Below are 16928 nucleotides of genomic sequence, written 5' to 3'. Positions count from 1 at the left end.
TAAAATGAAAACTGCTCATGAAATCCGTCCTGGTAACGTGATCATGTTAGATGGCAGCCCATGGGTTGTGCAGAAAACTGAAACAACTCGTTCTGGCCGTAACGCGGCTATCGTTAAGATGAAGTTGAAGAACGTGTTGCAAGATTCTACAACCGAAACCACCTTCAAAGGTGAAGACAAGATGGACGATATCATTCTAGATCGTCTAGATTGCACCTACTCTTACTATGCTGATCCTATGTATGTATTCATGGACTCTGAATACAACCAGTACGATGTTGAAGCGGATAACCTAGGTGACGCAGCAGCTTATATCGTCGACGGCATGGAAGATATTTGCCAAGTGACCTTCTACGAAGGCAAAGCGATCTCTGTTGAACTACCAACGACTATCGTACGTGAAGTGACTTACACTGAGCCTTCTGCTCGTGGTGACACATCAGGTAAAGTGATGAAGCCTGCAACTATCGCTGGCGGCGCGACACTGAGCGTAGCTGACTTCGTTAAGACTGGCGATTTAATTGAAATCGATACTCGTACTAACGAATTCAAAAAACGCGCTTAATCTTATTTAAACGTGTATCAATTAAGCCAGCATAATATGCTGGCTTTTTTATTATATGCTCGCCACAAACTAGATAAAAACTCCGCGATTTACCACCAACCAGTACAATCATCTAAATGATCTATTTAAGAATGGCATAAACAGCAGCGTGTGCTGAATTTTGCGTGTCTTTTTACTTTTAGCCCCTTTCAAATCAGTGATTTTTTCGTTATTGTTCGCAGACTTAAGCTAGTACCACATTTTTAATACGCTGTTAGCATTGACGAGGTTTAGATGCGCCCAATCATTAAGTCCAACAAACTCGATACCGTCTGTTATGACATTAGAGGACCGGTACACAAAGAGGCTCGTCGCCTTGAAGATGAAGGTCATAGGATCTTAAAACTTAATATCGGCAACCCAGCCTCATTTGGTTTCGACGCCCCAGAAGAGATCGTCCGCGACGTGATCCTCAATTTACCCAGTGCTCAAGGCTATAGCGAATCTAAAGGGTTATTTTCAGCCCGTAAAGCGATCGTCCAACATTACCAAAGCCAAGGCTTATTCGGCGTCGACATCGAAGATATCTACATAGGCAATGGCGTGTCGGAACTGATTGTTATGGCCATGCAAGGCTTGCTTAATAGCGACGATGAAGTGTTAGTGCCCTCACCCGATTACCCATTATGGACCGCCGCGGTGCATCTGTCTGGCGGCAAGGCGCAGCATTATCGCTGTGATGAAGAGTCCGATTGGTTTCCCGATCTTGATGATATCAAAGCTAAGATCACTCATCGCACCCGCGGCATCGTGTTAATTAATCCCAACAACCCAACGGGCGCTGTGTATTCAAAAGCCTTGCTACTCGAGGTGATTGAGTTGTGTCGTCAACACGACATCATTTTATTTGCCGATGAGATATACGACAAAATTTTATATGATGGCGCGGTGCATATTCCAGCATCCACTCTCTCTGATGATATCCTCACAGTGACCTTCAATGGCTTGTCAAAATCGTATCGCGCTGCCGGTTTTCGAGTGGGTTGGATGATGTTATCGGGAAACCTTAAAGCGGCGAAAAGCTATATTGAAGGCTTAGATATGCTCGCTTCGATGCGCTTATGCTCTAACGTACCCAATCAGCATGCGATTCAGACCGCGCTAGGGGGCTATCAAAGCATAAACGAATTAGTGGCGCCTCAAGGGCGACTGGCTGTGCAACGTGACATCTGTTACGAAATGCTAAATCAGATCCCTGGTGTGAGCTGTAAAAAGCCCCGCGGTGCCCTGTATGCCTTTGCAAAATTAGATGCGAAAAAGTTTAATCTACGCGACGATGAACGCTTGGTATTAGATTTACTGAGAGAGAAAAAAATTCTACTGGTACAAGGTAGCGCCTTCAATTGGCCCGAGCCCGATCACCTCAGAGTGGTGTTCTTGCCTCACAAAGAAGATTTAAGTAAAGCCATTACTGAACTGGGTGATTTTTTAGCGAACTACCGCCAATAATCACTCAATACTCAGCTAATAACTCTAACAAGCCTAAGAGAGGTGCCTAAGCGCATAGACTATGCTAAACAATACCTTACTTGGCTGAGTCCATCACTTAAAAAGCGATCAATGTGATCGCTTTTTTTATCGCCTTCCCTCTACGTTTTAATCCATTGGGTGTGTTAATGTAATCATCCAAGTCGTAGAAAATAGATTGAAGTATGAGCCATTTATTTGCCCATTTAGCCAGAATGAAATTAATACAGCGTTGGCCGCTGATGTATAACGTCCGTTCAGAGAACGTGCAGGAGCACTCGTTGCAGGTTGCCATGGTGGCACATGCCTTGGTCGTTATCAGCAATAATAAATTTGCCACAGACTTAAGCCCAGATCGCGCCGCCACCGTGGCGATATTTCATGATGCCAGCGAAATATTAACCGGTGACTTACCAACACCTGTTAAGTATTTCAATAAAGAAATTGAAGCTGAATACAAAAAAATTGAAGCCATTGCTGAACATCGACTGTTAGAGATGGTGCCCGATGATTTTAAAGATGATTATCGTGATCTACTCACAAGCGACAACATAGACCAGCAATATAAACAGATAGTTAAGTCGGCAGACACCTTATGTGCTTACCTCAAGTGTTTAGAAGAGCAACGAGCGGGTAATCACGAGTTTAACACAGCCAAACGGCGTTTATCTGAGTCACTTGCGCAAAATAACGACCCTGCTGTGAAATATTTTATCGATACTTATATTCCCAGTTTTGAACTGAACCTAGACGATATCAATCGCCTATTGTAGTGATTGCGCTAAAGCGTGAATAACACCGGCTTAATAAGGAACCAGTATGATGTCAGGCCTTTGGCATGAGCGACGTTTAGGCGAGGATAAACAGCGCCGTAACGATCACCGCAGCCCATATCAACGCGATAGAGCCCGTATATTGCATTCGGCGGCATTTAGGCGTCTGCAAGCCAAGACTCAGGTATTGGGGGTTGGCATGAATGATTTTTATCGAACCCGACTCACGCACTCTTTAGAAGTGTCGCAAATCGGCACTGGGATCTGCGCCCAGCTAAAACAAAAATACCCTGAGCTACTCTCGCTACTCGACTCTATGAGCCTGATAGAATCTTTGTGCTTGGCGCATGATTTGGGCCATCCGCCATTTGGCCACGGTGGTGAAGTCGCGCTGAACTATATGATGCGCAGCGACGGCGGTTTTGAGGGTAACGGCCAAACTTTTCGCATTTTAACCGCATTAGAGCCTTACACTGAGCACTACGGCATGAACCTATGTCGGCGCACATTACTGGGAGTATTGAAGTACCCTGCCTGTCATGGCCAACTGTATCAGTCACTGCCCAAACCGACTGTGAGCAGTTATCGGCAACTCAAACCGTCACAATGGCAGCCTGTTAAGGGTATTTTCGACGAAGATAAGCCCATTTTAGATTGGGTGCTCGCGCCATTATCAAATAATGATGCCGCGCTGTTTGTCTCTAATACCACCTTAGATCCTAATCAGCACAAACGCACCTTATACAAGTCACTCGACTGTTCCATCATGGAGCTGGCCGATGATACCGCTTATGCTATCCATGATCTTGAAGATGCCATCGTGATGGGCATTGTGACTCAAGCCATGTGGCAAGAGGATGTGGCCGATAAACTCGCTGCAAGTGATGACAGCTGGATAAGGCAAGAGTTTGTTAATATTGGCACTAAGTTGTTTGCCAGTGAACACCATCTACGTAAAGATGCTATCGGTACCCTGGTCAACGGCTTTGTCACTGCCATTGAGATTAATGACAACTCACACTTTAGTGAGCCTTTGCTGCGTTATAACGCAGTATTAGAGCCTGCATTTCAGCACGCGCTGGATATACTCAAGCAGTTTGTCTACCGACGGGTGATCCGTAAACCAGAAATTCAGATGTTAGAATACAAGGGTCAGCAAATTGTGATGGAGTTATTTGAAGCCTTCGCCTCGGATCCCCAACGCCTGCTGCCGCTCAATACCCAAGAGCGTTGGCAAACCACCTATGATAATAACGGCAATGCACATCGCGTCATCGCCGATTATATCTCTGGTATGACAGATGAATTTGCCGCAAGGCTGCATCAGCATCTGTTTAGTGCTCGTGCAGGCTCGCTTATCGATTTACAGTAACGGCTTAGTGTCATTTATCTACTCACTATGCATTCTCTACTCAATAAAAAACGCGCCGATGCGCGTTTTTTATTATTGAATAGAACCATTAGCGAGGGATAGTCACTCAACGATGACGTCACTGCATAAGATATTTTAATGAGTGAGCAGTACAAACAAGACTAGAGTCATGGCTAAAGCTTATTCCATTAGCCCATTAAAGAGGGAAATAAGCCTTTAAAACCCGCGGCAATCACTTCAATACCGATAGACAGCATTAATAGACCCATCAAACGGGTGATGACGTTAATCCCTGTTTTACCTAAGACTTTAAAAATAACTGGCGCCATTCTAAATAAAGCAAAACTGACCAGACCAAAGATAATCACAGTGATCCCCATGCCGATGTGCACCATGATGCTATCGTATCGCGCCGAAGTGACAATCACCGAGCTAATCGCACCAGGACCTGCCATCAAAGGCAAGGCTAGCGGCACAACCGCAACCGACTCCATGCCCGACGCCTCGCGATCTTCTTCTTGGTTGCGTTTAACTTCACCCAATTTACCTTGTAACATCGACATGGCAATTAAGGCGATTAGTGATCCGCCGGCTATCCTAAAGGCAGACAGTGAAATACTGAACATATTTAAGATATGTTGCCCGGCAACGATAGTGACTAATAAAATCACCACCACGGCAAAATTAGCCACTTTGCCCGTATGATTGCGCTCAGCTTCAGTCTGATGACTGGTTAAGCTAACGAAAACCGGTAACAGGCCAATCGGATTGATAATCGCGACTAAACCAAGAAAAAATTTAACATAAAGTGTTAAATCCAATGCCATGTCCTCAGTGACTTTTAACTAGGTTAAAAAGGTTGCTGGTAGAAAAGGCGCTACTGTACATGATCCGTCAGATTTGCCAAATGAGATTTTCTAACGTGTTTCACATCTTGATTAAAATAACGCGATTTTTTGGCTTTGATAACCCCTTATATGAGCTGTCGGCACATATCGATAAGCAAGCGTCACTCTAATGTAGTCGTAAATAGTACATATCGCTAGCCAAGATAGTGAAGCTATATCCTTGATATTATTGCAAGCTCATCATTTTACCTAATGCTATGTCTGGCGCTTAACGTCCACTTTAACTGGGATGCTTATCTTTACACACTTAAGCTCTTCACCTTACGCATACCTGGTTAGTCAGGGCTTGAGTCGATGATTTTTATGGTGCCGATTTAACTTCCATTGCTCAAGCAGGTACTAATGTTGTTATTTTATTACGAAAATAGCTTAATTGTGGCGATGATCACTGTGTTTATAAGCTTATTACTGTAATTTTTATTCACAAAGAGGCTTTAGCAAAAATACATTTTTGCTAAATTTTCTTAAGGAACCCACTATGACGGTCAACAATCAACAGGAACTTAACTTACTGGTGGCAAGGGTCGCTAAGGCCCCAAGCCCAATATGCCAACTATAGTCAGCAACAGGTCGATCATATCTTTCGCGCTGCGGCACTTGCTGCTGCCGATGCGCGGATCAGCTTAGCCAAAATGGCCGTGACAGAAACGGCGATGGGAGTGCTAGAAGATAAGGTGATCAAAAATCACTTTGCTTCTGAATATATTTACAATAAATATAAAGATGATAAAACTTGCGGCATCCTAGCCGAAGACCCAACCTTTGGTACCATCACCATAGCCGAGCCCGTGGGCTTAATTTGCGCTGTTGTGCCCACCACAAACCCAACGTCAACCGCGATTTTTAAAGCCTTAATTAGCCTTAAAACCCGTAACGGCATCATATTTTCGCCCCATCCACGCGCTAAAGCCTCCACCATAAAGGCTGCAAAAATTGTATTGGATGCCGCCATTGCTGCAGGTGCCCCTGCCGATATTATTGGCTGGGTTGATGAGCCCAGTGTCACCTTGTCAAATCAGCTAATGACTCACGATAAGATCAACCTTATTCTCGCCACGGGTGGCCCTGGTATGGTGAAAGCCGCCTACTCTTCGGGTAAACCCGCTATCGGTGTCGGTGCAGGTAATACCCCCATTGTGATCGACGAAACCGCCGATATAAAACGCGCCGTTAGCTCAATATTAATGTCAAAAACCTTTGATAACGGTGTGGTATGTGCATCCGAGCAAGCTGTCATTGTCGTCGATGCCATTTATGACAGTGTCAAACAGCGCTTTGCTAGCCATGGCGGATATATCTTGTCTGCCAAAGAAACTAAAGCGATGCAAAAGGTTATCCTTAACAATGGCGCGCTCAATGCCGATATCGTCGGCCAAAGTGCGGCAACTATCGCAGCCATGGCCAACATTAAGGTGCCAGCATCGACTAAGGTGTTGATTGGCGCAGTCAGCGATATCTCGGCATTAGAAGCCTTTGCGCACGAAAAACTCTCTCCTTTACTGGCCATGTATCGCGCCGATGATTTTAATCAAGCGATGGATAAGGCTGAAGCCTTAGTGACGTTGGGCGGCATCGGCCATACTTCGGGGCTGTATACAGATCAAGATACTCAAGATGAGCGAGTAAAAGCCTTTGGTTTTAGAATGAAAACGGCGCGGATCTTAATCAACACCCCGGCATCACAAGGCGGAATTGGCGACCTGTATAACTTCAAATTAGCGCCATCATTGACCTTAGGTTGTGGCTCATGGGGAGGCAATTCCATTTCAGAGAACGTCGGCCCAAGTCACCTGATCAATAAAAAAACCGTGGCTAAGCGAGCTGAAAATATGTTGTGGCATAAACTCCCCTCTTCTATCTATTTCCGTCGTGGCAGTTTACCGATTGCCCTTGAAGAACTCAGCGATAAGAAACGCGCCTTAATCATCACAGATAAGTATCTATTTAATCATGGCTACTGCGATGAAACCATTAAGATCCTTAAAGCCCAAGGGCTTGAAACCGATGTGTTTTATGATGTCGAAGCCGATCCGACTTTGGCGATTGTGGAGCAAGGCGCCAAGATGGCGCAGAGTTTTCAGCCCGATGTCATTATCGCTCTGGGCGGTGGCTCGCCTATGGACGCGGCTAAAATTATCTGGGTCATGTATGAGCATCCAGATGTGGATTTTGCCGATCTTGCGCTGCGCTTTATGGATATTCGTAAGCGTATCTATAAATTCCCGAAATTAGGCAAAAAGGCGATAATGGTCGCAGTCCCTACGACCTCAGGGACAGGATCGGAAGTGACCCCATTTGCGGTCGTGACCGATGAGAAAACCGGCATGAAATACCCCATAGCCGATTATCAACTTACCCCAAATATGGCCATAGTGGATCCCAATTTAGTGATGGATATGCCAAAATCGTTAACCGCCTTTGGTGGTATCGATGCCATCACCCATGCATTGGAAGCCTATGTCAGCGTGATGGCGAATGAATATAGCGACGGTCAGGCACTTCAAGCGTTAGAGCTGCTGTTTGAACATCTTCCCGATGCCTATACTTTAGGCGCGAGCGCACCAATCGCACGTGAAAAAGTGCATAACGGCGCGACCATTGCGGGTATCGCCTTTGCTAATGCTTTCTTAGGGGTGTGTCACTCGATGGCCCACAAATTAGGCGCTGAATTTCACTTAGCCCATGGATTAGCCAATGCACTGCTGATAAGCAACGTGATTCGGTTTAACGCTACCGACTTGCCCACCAAGCAAGCCGCATTTAGTCAGTACGATCGTCCTAAGGCCCTTTGCCGCTATGCCAAGGTGGCTGAACATCTCAAATTAACCGGTGATAGCGATGCACAAAAAGTGGAAGCTTTGCTCGAGAAAATCAGTCAACTCAAGAAGACGATTGGCATTCCTGATTCTATCCAAGCAGCGGGCGTCAACGAAGCCGACTTCTTAGCTAAACTTGACGAACTCGCCGAAGCCGCATTTGACGACCAATGCACGGGAGCGAACCCAAGATACCCATTGATTAGTGAAATCAAGCAATTATTTATCGCGAGCTTTTACGGCAAAGACTATCAAGATAGCTAACGTAACAAGCCAAGCACGTTAACTTCATTTAATGCACGGCACGCGATTTTTATTTAGCCATTAGGCGCCCTTGCTGGGCGCCTTTTTTATATGACACCTACTGATTAAAATTTTTTGTCTACACTATAGAAATTATTCAATAGGTAAATAAGCGTAATTAGTCTATAACGCCTTACCGCGTCATATGAAACTTAAATTATTGAACTCACAAACCAACATGCAACTGACCCCAGATATTTTTGACGATATCTGCGATAGCATCGCCAGTAAAGGCTATGTCGTGTTGCCAAACCTATTTCCCTTGGCAGTACTCAACGCCTTATTAGACAATTTAACCCAATTAGACACCAGTGCGTTTAAACCTGCGGCAATTGGTCGCCATAACACACAACAGGTGATAGACACCATCCGCGGCGATAAAATCTGCTGGTTAAATAAGTCCATGAGCTTCGCCTCAACCTATTTCGATTGGTCAGAGCAACTGCGCCAAGCGGTGAATCGCTATTTTTTCTTAGGCTTGTTCGATTACGAAACCATGTTTGCCTATTATGAACCGGGCGCATTTTATAAGCGTCACGTGGATGCCTTTAAAGGCCAATCAAACCGCAAACTGACGTCCATTCTCTATCTGAACCCCAACTGGCAATCGGGGGATGGCGGCGAATTATTGATGTATCAAGCCGATGAGACCAGCCCTTTTGAGACTGTTGAACCGCGCTTTGGCACCATGGTGATTTTTTTAAGTGAACGTTTTCCCCATGAAGTACTGCTGTCGCATAAAGACCGCTACAGCCTCACCGGTTGGTATCGTATTAATGAAGGTATACCGTTAGATTGATGTTGGCATTATGCTCAATCGCAAAGGTGAGAAGCCAACATTGCTCGTGGGCTCACAAGGTTATAGTAAGTTCGGCACTTTAACGCAAAAAGGTAGCATTAGTTAATGCTACCTTTTTGCATATGCAGGGTAAGTATTCGACAAACTGCAATGAGTGAACAACCGATTAACACCATCTTCTGTTGGTTTTATTTTAAATAATTACTTATAAATATAATTAGTTATAGAGTAACTACCATTATCGACTTGAAAAATAAGAGCCGTGATATCATCAATACGTTGCACCGTGCCCAAACCGCTGTAATTACCGTTAAACTCTCCACAATTGCTGACACCAAGTGAGATGCTATATACATTGATATTCGTATCTGGAGCTTGAATAGAGCCTATATAAATACATCCTCGCGTATCACTCCCAGAAATAGCACCGCCTTTATCAATACCGATACTGGTTTGCTGATCTGCTGTTACGAATGTCCCTGCAACCCTCTCCAAACTTGCACCTAAGTGAGTGCTTGGATCAAGATTTAAGCTAACTTTACTGGTGACATTCCCATTAATGATAGTTTCAGCGTTAATAGTATCCTGAGTATAAGACCCACTAAAGCTGCCACGATATAGAAGCGAACCACTATAGCTATAAGACACCATATTACCGCTGAAAGTTTGTCCATAGAGGTTTAGTTTACCTTTCACCTGCTCACCACTATCAGCAATCAGCCTAGCTTCACCATTAGGAGCAATAAGCCCAACAACCGTATATATAGATCCATCCATTTGGTAAAGAGATGTTCCTTGCCAAACACCAGTTGGCATCATTACTCTTTGTAATAAAGCGGATGAGTTATCACTTTCAGATCCTGAATCACCACACGCGACTAAGAAAAATGCAGACAGTGCTAACGTAAAAGTTGAGATAGAAAATTTACACATTGATTTATATCCTTATAAAGTCTTATGTAACAAACCTTATTAGCTTAGCAGAACCCAACAATATTAAATTTGAAACTTGGATTTTATTGTTCACAAAAAAGCCAGAACACTTGTTCTGGCTTTTTATGATAGGGGCTCAAAAGGTTACTTTTGGGTCCAGCGATCCATCCAACCTAACACATTAGCGTACCATTGCTCTAAGTTGTCAGGGTTTAAGATCCAGTGATTTTCATCTGGGTAAATCAGTAGTTCTGACGGGATCCCTTTACGCTGCATAAAACTAAATGCCGCCAAACCTTGCCCATAAGGGACACGGAAATCTTTTTCACCGTGAATAACTAACATAGGTGTCTGCCAGTTATCGACATAGTTCACCGGATTAAACTTCTCATACAGCTCTTTATTGTCTTGATAAGGGCCACCGAATTCATATTCAGGGAACCATAACTCTTCTGTCACATAGTACATAGAGCGCATATCAAATAAGCCCGCGTGGTTAACGAGACACTTAAAACCGTCATTCCAGTTGCCTTGGATCCAGTTCATCATGTAGCCACCGTAAGAGCCGCCAAGTGCACAAGCCTTGTCAGCGTCTAACCAAGGTTGCTGCTGGGTGACCGCCGCGAGTCCTTTTTGCAGATCTTCTAACGGTTTGCCGCCCCAATCCTGTGTGATTGAGTCGGTAAAGGCTTGCCCATAACCAGTAGAGCCGTGGAAATCGATCATCACCACGCCATAACCTGCTCCCGCCCAAAGCTGTGCATTCCAGCGGCTGCTAAAAGAGTTACCGAATGAGCCTTGTGGACCACCATGCACTAAAAAGGCGATTGGATATTGTGTTCCCGCTTTGTAATTAGTCGGTTTTATCCAGTAACCGTAAACATCTTCATTGTTCCAGCCTTTAAAACTGAACTGCTCATATTCACCAAATTTAATTTGCGAGAGCTTAGCCTCGTTAACCTGTGTGAGTCGGTTAAGTTGCTGACCGTCAAGCGTCACAGTATAAAGATCGCCCGGCTCAACTAAGCTTTTGTGATTAAAGACGATGCGCTCTGGAGTCACGCCAACCACACTGTTGCTGCCTTCGTTGTAGATAGTCTTAACGTCGCCAAACTGAGTATTGACCTCAAAAATACTCACCTGCCCCACATCCTGTGCCGTCACATACAGGGTGCGATTGTCTGGTGCAAAGATTAATGAGCTGGGGCTACGATCCCACAGCGGCGCGACCTCTTTCTCTTGATTGGTCACCGTATCGCGCAACATGATGCGGTAGCGGTCGGCTTCAAAACCCGGTTTGCTCATGGCTAAGTAAGCCATATAACGGCCATCGGCCGAGAAGGTCGGCTGTGCATCCCAAGCTTTATTAGCCTCGGTCAGGTTTCTCGCCTCACCGCCAGTCACAGGCACTTGCCATAAATCGTAGTTGGTTTGCCATGCTTGCGATGAGCTAGGGGCTTTAGCGCTATAAACCACATATTTACCGTCTGGGGTAAAAGTCACCTCTTCCATACCTGAAAAAGGTTTAGGTGGCGTTTCAGTGTCTAAGCCTTGAGTCACATCGATAGGCGCCGTAATGGGCTTGCCATCGAGTTTAGCCACAAATAGGTGGCTACGGGTATGGTCGCCCCAAGTATCCCAATGACGCACCATCAACTGTTTATACTCACGCCCTGTTGAGCTGCGTTCAGCCTCGGCGGCCAACTTATCAGCCGTGCAACTTAACTGTTCACATTGTGGAAATACGCGCATATTGAGTACCACTTGCGCGCCATCTTGTGACAGCTTAAAGCCTTCAATATCCAGCGGTAACGTAGAAATCTGTTTGGCTTCACCACCATCAAGCGCCAGCTCATATAACTGTGAACTGCCATCACGGGCGGCTAGGAAATAGATTTTTTTATCATCGTGACTAAAAGCAACGCTGTGCTCTGTACCTGGCGCCGAGGTCAGCTGTTTTACAGGCTGAGAGCCGTCTAACGATTGAATGTAGAGATCTGATTGTGCCTCACCCTTGTCATCAACTTTTTTAACAGCATAAACGATTTTAGCGCCATCATTAGACAGCGCAGTCGAATGCAGCTTATTCATTTTTACTAGGTGTTGAACCGTAAAAGGCTCTGGTGACACAGCATTCGCGCCAAATGTCATGCCGGCAGTTGCCAAGGCTAATATGAGTGCAGTTTTTTTCATTGTTATTATCATCTTTTTCAAATGAACGCCGGAATAAACCCGACCCGAGAATGTATATGCGCAAGCACACTAAACAAAAATGGGGGATTAGGCAAGTTGCCTATCCCCCATTTTTATTTACTTGGTTAACACAAGTAACCAACACAAGTGACTCACGCCTATAGCGAATGTGTACTTATGCGCTTAACTTTGGTTAATAAGTGCCGCTAAAAACTAGCACACTGGCAGACTGATTAATTCAGATGCGAGTAAACTGTTAAGCGGTATTAACTCAGCTTGACTTTCCACATTGCCGGGCCCGTTTCGTGGGCATTCATACCATCACTGTCCACGGCGACAGTGACAGGCATATCTTGCACATCAAATTCATAGATAGCTTCCATACCTAAATCTTCAAATGCCACGACCCGTGACTTCTTAATCGCTTTGGATACTAAATATGCTGCGCCGCCAACCGCCATTAAATAAACGGCTTTATGCTTCTTAATCGACTCAACGGTTGCAGGTCCACGCTCAGCTTTACCTATCATGCCCATAAGCCCGGTTTTATCGAGCATAAGATCGGTGAATTTATCCATACGGGTTGCGGTTGTGGGTCCTGCTGGGCCAACCACTTCGTTGCCAACAGGATCGACTGGGCCAACGTAATAGATAAATTTACCGGTAAAGTCGACGCCTTCTGGCAAGCCTTCGCCACTTTCTATCAATGTTTGAATGCGCTTATGCGCCGCATCGCGGCCGGTAAGCATTTTACCGTTGAGTAATAGCACATCACCGCTCTTCCACTGCTCAATATCGGCTTGGGTGACGGTATCAAGGTTGACACGGCGCACATCTTCGCCCGCTTCACGGGTGATCTCTGGCCAATCGGCAAGTGATGGCGGCGTGAGCTCTGCAGGGCCAGTGCCATCAAGATGAAAGTGCACGTGGCGCGTGGCGGCGCAGTTTGGGATCATCACCACAGGTTTTGATGCCGCATGGGTTGGCGCCGATTTAATTTTAATGTCGAGCACTGTGGTTAACCCGCCGAGCCCCTGCGCGCCGATGCCTAACTTGTTAGCACGCTCGAAGATCTCCAGACGCAGCTTTTCTTCAGTGGTTTCTGCGCCGCGCGCTTGCAACTCGTGAATATCAACCGGATCCATTAATGATTCTTTGGCCATCACAGCGGCTTTCTCGGCGGTGCCGCCAATGCCTATGCCAAGCATGCCCGGTGGACACCAGCCAGCGCCCATGGTCGGTAAGGTTTTTTCGACCCACGCGGCAATATCATCCGATGGGTTTAACATCACCATCTTAGATTTGTTTTCCGATCCACCGCCTTTAGCGGCAATGGCCACTTCAACATGATTGCCAGGTACCATATCGATATGCACAACCGATGGGGTGTTATCACGGGTATTTTTACGGCTGCCGGCAGGATCGGCCACTATCGAGGCACGCAGTGGATTGTCAGGATTGGTGTAAGCACGGCGAACGCCCTCATCGACCATCTGCTGCACTGTCATGTCGGTCTTGTCCCACTGAACGCCCATGCCCACTTTAACAAAACAGGTGACGATACCCGTATCTTGACATAGTGGACGTTTGCCTTCGGCTGACATACGAGAGTTAATCAAAATCTGAGCGATCGCATCTTTAGCCGCCGCACTCTCTTCTCTGTCATAAGCTTCGGCCATGGCATCGACAAAGTCTTTTGGGTGGTAATAAGAGATATATTGCAATGCATCGGCGATGCTTTCGATAAGATCCGCTTGCTTAATAATGGGCTGTTCTATACTCACAGACGTTTCCTTGGTTGCAGTTTAGTTATTTATGCCCTGTGACAGGGTCGGCTATTTTTTTGAATCCAGTCACAATATGATACTCTTTCGCGACTTTTAGGGGAACATCACATTTTACAAAGGTTAATTGATGGTTTATTCGTCTACTCAAGGTGTTGCAGTAAAAACCTTACCGTGGAAATACTCTACCACCGAGGTATTTAGCCATTTTTCACAGCGTCCTTGGGCCATACTGCTCGACTCGGCCAATGCCGAGCATGTTGATGCCCGTTACGACATCATTTGTCTCGATCCTATCGCCACCTTAGTCACCCAAGGCGACACCACGTTTATCACTCATTTACCGCAAACCAGCGCTATGCAACAGCCACCGTTTAAGAGTGAACATGGTGTAGAGCACAGCAATGCCGATCCCTTTACCTTGCTTAAGCAGCTAATTAAGCGGTATTTTCCCGAGTCTAAAGCCTGCCACTTGCCATTCAGTGGCGGCGCCGTCGGCGCCTTTAGTTATGATTTGGGCCGGCGCTTAGAATCCTTGCCCAGCATTGCAGAAAAAGATATAGACCTACCTGAGATGAATGTCGGCATTTATCCTTGGGCGCTGATTTTTGACTATCACACCCAACAATGGTCAATGGTGCATTATCACGGTGAGGCGCAGTTACAATGGCAACTGACACAGATTGAGCAAGCATTAGCCGGTACGCCAAGCCACGCCCCTTTTGCGCTGACGAGCGACTGGCATGCACAAATCGATGTAACGGACTACCACGCTAAATTTAATGCGGTGCAAGCTTATCTGCACAGTGGTGATTGCTATCAAATTAATCTTACCCAGCGCTTTATGGCTAATTATCAGGGAGATGAATGGCTAGCCTACCAAACCCTGCGCCAAAGCAATGGTGCGCCCTTTTCAGCGTTTATACGCCTAGAACACCATGCCTTATTGTCTATATCGCCTGAGCGTTTTATTCAACTACGCGAAGATCAAATTCAAACTAAACCCATTAAGGGCACCTTACCCCGAGCAGCCGATCCCGTTGCTGACCGTAATGCTGCGGCGCAGCTTGCCAGCTCAGAGAAAGACCGCGCTGAAAACCTAATGATTGTAGACCTGCTGCGCAATGACATAGGTAAAGTGGCCAAACCTGGTAGTGTTAGCGTGCCAAGCCTGTTTGCCATCGAAAGCTTTCCGGCGGTGCATCACTTAGTCAGCACAGTCACAGCAACACTCGACGTGGGTTATCATGCTAGCGATCTGCTGCGCGCCGCATTTCCGGGCGGGTCGATCACTGGCGCACCCAAAATTCGGGCGATGGCGATCATTGAAGAGCTTGAACCTTCAAGACGCAGCCTCTATTGCGGCTCCATCGGCTATCTAAGTCAAGATGGGCAAATGGACACCAGCATCACCATTCGCACCTTAGTGGCTGAAAAGCAGCGTTTATATTGCTGGGCGGGTGGCGGTATTGTGGCAGACTCGCAAGTGGATGCCGAATATCAAGAGAGCTATGATAAGGTAAGTAAGATCCTCCCTATTTTAGCGAAGAGTCATGACACTGGACGAATTTAAGCAGCGCTACGCCCTGCAGCTGTTGCCCGAAGATAACGCCCCTCAAATCACTCGCTCGCTGCGTGAAGCGGCAGTATTGGTGGGGCTAATCGAAAAAGAGCACGAACTGCACCTTATCTTAACTAGGCGCCCGACTCACCTGCGTGCCCACCCTGGACAGATCAGTTTCCCCGGCGGAAAAGTAGAAGCGCAAGATGTGGATTATACTGCGACGGCGCTGCGCGAAGCCTTTGAGGAGATCGCCCTGCCACAAGATAATGTGCAAGTGTTGGGGCAATACCCCATGTTTAATACCTTAACGGGTTTTACCATCGCCCCCATTGTCGGCATTATTAAGCAAGAGTTTGAGATTATTTTAGATCCGGGCGAAGTGGATGAGCTCTTTACTGTGCCGCTGTCATTCTTATTAAACCCAGATAACCGCGTCATGAAGCGATTTACTCGCCGAGGGATAAGTTACCCAGTGTATTTTATTCCCTTTAATCAGCATATGATTTGGGGAGCCACTGCGGCGATGATTGATAAAATGTGTCGTCAGCTTAGTAACGATGTCGATAGAAGCATGGATTAATCCAGTGATTAATCTTTAAATTAACAACAATTATGACACTTACCTCAGTCGATAGCCTATTCACTTTAGCTTAAATCACAAAGCTCAAATAAAGCCCTGCCGCTGTCGAAGTGAGTAACAATAGCGGGATATTAAACCAGTAACCCAATCGACTACGATTCGCCACATAAAAATTAAACCCTAAATTAAGTAGACTTATGGCGGCGCAGGTCCAAATCACATATTCGAGTCGTAAGGTGATTTCAGGGTCCCAACTCAAACGCACACTAGCCCCTTTACTGATAAAGTAACCGACCGCGCGATCAGGCCTTGCTGCATCAAATAACAGCAGCGCATAAACGGCTAACGACCAGCCCAGAATCGACAGTGAGCCTAATAATACATGGAACAGCTTAATTTTTGTCATTGAGTCGCCTTTTATCTGGCATTAACAGTAGATCACTGTTGCTTAGCTCCGTTAGGCCGTCATTAGAGTGGACAATAAGCCCAGAGCCATTAACAAAGTTATCAACCATGCTTATGGATATCCATTTATTCCATCACGTAGCAATCGGCTAATCTTGAGTCTAACTCATTCAATCACCAATGAAAGATAACGATGCACTTTATGGCATCATTTTTTTGGCTGGCGAGATTTTAAACCTAACAAGTACCTCCCTTGCCCCATTGAGTATCATCATGGATTCTCATCCTGACCATAGTCTGTGCTGATAATTGCACAGACTTAACCCAAGCTAACCGTTAAACAGCAGATTATTTGCCGTCAACTGGGTTTATATGTGGTTTTTCCCTTGAGAAAAGCCGCCAGCAAGGTAAGATAAACCTCCAAAAT

Annotated in this window: 12 protein-coding genes and 1 pseudogene; 8 read left to right on the top strand and 5 right to left on the bottom strand. The window is 45.9% G+C overall.

Annotated features, from left to right (window positions below; genetic code table 11):
* Positions 1 to 4 precede the first annotated feature (4 nt).
* From efp to AC5YBZ_RS08775, 4 genes are all read left to right on the top strand, one after another.
* A complete protein-coding gene (gene efp / locus AC5YBZ_RS08790; RefSeq protein WP_110457908.1) occupies positions 5 to 565 on the top strand; it encodes an elongation factor P in 561 nt (186 codons plus the stop codon).
* Positions 566 to 838: 273 nt separating this feature from the next.
* Positions 839 to 2053 carry a pyridoxal phosphate-dependent aminotransferase gene (locus AC5YBZ_RS08785; protein WP_494519131.1) on the top strand — a complete coding sequence of 405 codons (1215 nt, stop codon included), beginning with the start codon at positions 839 to 841 and terminating at the stop codon, positions 2051 to 2053.
* Between the two features lie 203 nt (positions 2054 to 2256).
* Complete coding sequence (yfbR, locus tag AC5YBZ_RS08780) at positions 2257 to 2844, top strand: 5'-deoxynucleotidase (protein WP_110457910.1); 588 nt, start codon at positions 2257 to 2259, stop codon at positions 2842 to 2844.
* A gap of 46 nt (positions 2845 to 2890) precedes the next feature.
* Entirely contained in the window at positions 2891 to 4216 is a 1326-nt protein-coding gene (locus AC5YBZ_RS08775) for an anti-phage deoxyguanosine triphosphatase (protein WP_475516830.1), read from the top strand.
* Between the two features lie 188 nt (positions 4217 to 4404).
* Here AC5YBZ_RS08775 and AC5YBZ_RS08770 read toward each other — a convergent pair whose 3' ends face one another.
* Positions 4405 to 5037 carry a YchE family NAAT transporter gene (locus AC5YBZ_RS08770; RefSeq protein ID WP_475516829.1) on the bottom strand — a complete coding sequence of 211 codons (633 nt, stop codon included), beginning with the start codon at positions 5035 to 5037 and terminating at the stop codon, positions 4405 to 4407.
* A 565-nt stretch (positions 5038 to 5602) separates the two neighbouring features.
* Here AC5YBZ_RS08770 and adhE point away from each other — a divergent pair.
* A pseudogene (gene adhE / locus AC5YBZ_RS08765) lies at positions 5603 to 8204 on the top strand (bifunctional acetaldehyde-CoA/alcohol dehydrogenase).
* A 184-nt stretch (positions 8205 to 8388) separates the two neighbouring features.
* The gene (locus AC5YBZ_RS08760) at positions 8389 to 9042 is read left to right on the top strand and encodes a 2OG-Fe(II) oxygenase (RefSeq protein ID WP_494519133.1); all 654 of its coding nucleotides are present in this window, start codon (positions 8389 to 8391) and stop codon (positions 9040 to 9042) included.
* Positions 9043 to 9243: 201 nt separating this feature from the next.
* On the opposite strand, the gene AC5YBZ_RS08755 is transcribed toward AC5YBZ_RS08760, so the two are convergent.
* The 3 genes from AC5YBZ_RS08755 to AC5YBZ_RS08745 all read right to left on the bottom strand — a co-directional run bounded on the left by AC5YBZ_RS08755 (position 9244) and on the right by AC5YBZ_RS08745 (position 13952).
* On the bottom strand, positions 9244 to 9975 hold the full coding sequence (locus AC5YBZ_RS08755) for a hypothetical protein (protein ID WP_494524774.1): 732 nt from the start codon (positions 9973 to 9975) through the stop codon (positions 9244 to 9246).
* Positions 9976 to 10119: 144 nt separating this feature from the next.
* The gene (locus AC5YBZ_RS08750; protein WP_494519135.1) at positions 10120 to 12168 is read right to left on the bottom strand and encodes a dipeptidyl-peptidase 5; all 2049 of its coding nucleotides are present in this window, start codon (positions 12166 to 12168) and stop codon (positions 10120 to 10122) included.
* Between the two features lie 266 nt (positions 12169 to 12434).
* Positions 12435 to 13952 (bottom strand): fumarate hydratase, encoded by a 1518-nt coding sequence (locus tag AC5YBZ_RS08745; protein ID WP_494543686.1) that lies wholly within the window; start codon positions 13950 to 13952, stop codon positions 12435 to 12437.
* Positions 13953 to 14082: 130 nt separating this feature from the next.
* On the opposite strand from AC5YBZ_RS08745, the gene pabB reads away from it, so the two are divergent.
* Positions 14083 to 15525, top strand: a complete 1443-nt coding sequence (pabB, locus tag AC5YBZ_RS08740; protein WP_494519137.1) for an aminodeoxychorismate synthase component I — start codon at positions 14083 to 14085, stop codon at positions 15523 to 15525.
* Positions 15506 to 16096, top strand: coding sequence for a CoA pyrophosphatase (locus tag AC5YBZ_RS08735; RefSeq protein ID WP_494519138.1), 591 nt, complete (start codon positions 15506 to 15508; stop codon positions 16094 to 16096). Before pabB ends, AC5YBZ_RS08735 begins: the two co-directional genes overlap by 20 nt.
* 70 nt (positions 16097 to 16166) lie before the next feature.
* Here AC5YBZ_RS08735 and AC5YBZ_RS08730 read toward each other — a convergent pair whose 3' ends face one another.
* Positions 16167 to 16502 carry a hypothetical protein gene (locus AC5YBZ_RS08730; protein ID WP_494519139.1) on the bottom strand — a complete coding sequence of 112 codons (336 nt, stop codon included), beginning with the start codon at positions 16500 to 16502 and terminating at the stop codon, positions 16167 to 16169.
* Positions 16503 to 16928 lie beyond the last annotated feature (426 nt).

The sequence above is a fragment of the Shewanella sp. 553 genome, assembly GCF_059338375.1.
The sequence above is the reverse complement of the archived record's forward strand: the minus strand, read 5'-3'. Positions and strand labels throughout refer to the sequence as shown.

Bases quoted from the DNA above. Each gene is read 5' to 3' on its own strand.
- efp (WP_110457908.1), top strand. From the start codon at position 5: ATGAAAACTGCTCATGAAATCCGTCCTGGTAACGTGATCATGTTAGAT.
- AC5YBZ_RS08785 (WP_494519131.1), top strand. From the start codon at position 839: ATGCGCCCAATCATTAAGTCCAACAAACTCGATACCGTCTGTTATGAC.
- yfbR (WP_110457910.1), top strand. From the start codon at position 2,257: ATGAGCCATTTATTTGCCCATTTAGCCAGAATGAAATTAATACAGCGT.
- AC5YBZ_RS08775 (WP_475516830.1), top strand. From the start codon at position 2,891: ATGATGTCAGGCCTTTGGCATGAGCGACGTTTAGGCGAGGATAAACAG.
- AC5YBZ_RS08760 (WP_494519133.1), top strand. From the start codon at position 8,389: ATGAAACTTAAATTATTGAACTCACAAACCAACATGCAACTGACCCCA.
- AC5YBZ_RS08755 (WP_494524774.1), bottom strand. From the start codon at position 9,975: ATGTGTAAATTTTCTATCTCAACTTTTACGTTAGCACTGTCTGCATTT.
- AC5YBZ_RS08750 (WP_494519135.1), bottom strand. From the start codon at position 12,168: ATGAAAAAAACTGCACTCATATTAGCCTTGGCAACTGCCGGCATGACA.
- pabB (WP_494519137.1), top strand. From the start codon at position 14,083: ATGGTTTATTCGTCTACTCAAGGTGTTGCAGTAAAAACCTTACCGTGG.
- AC5YBZ_RS08735 (WP_494519138.1), top strand. From the start codon at position 15,506: ATGACACTGGACGAATTTAAGCAGCGCTACGCCCTGCAGCTGTTGCCC.
- AC5YBZ_RS08730 (WP_494519139.1), bottom strand. From the start codon at position 16,502: ATGACAAAAATTAAGCTGTTCCATGTATTATTAGGCTCACTGTCGATT.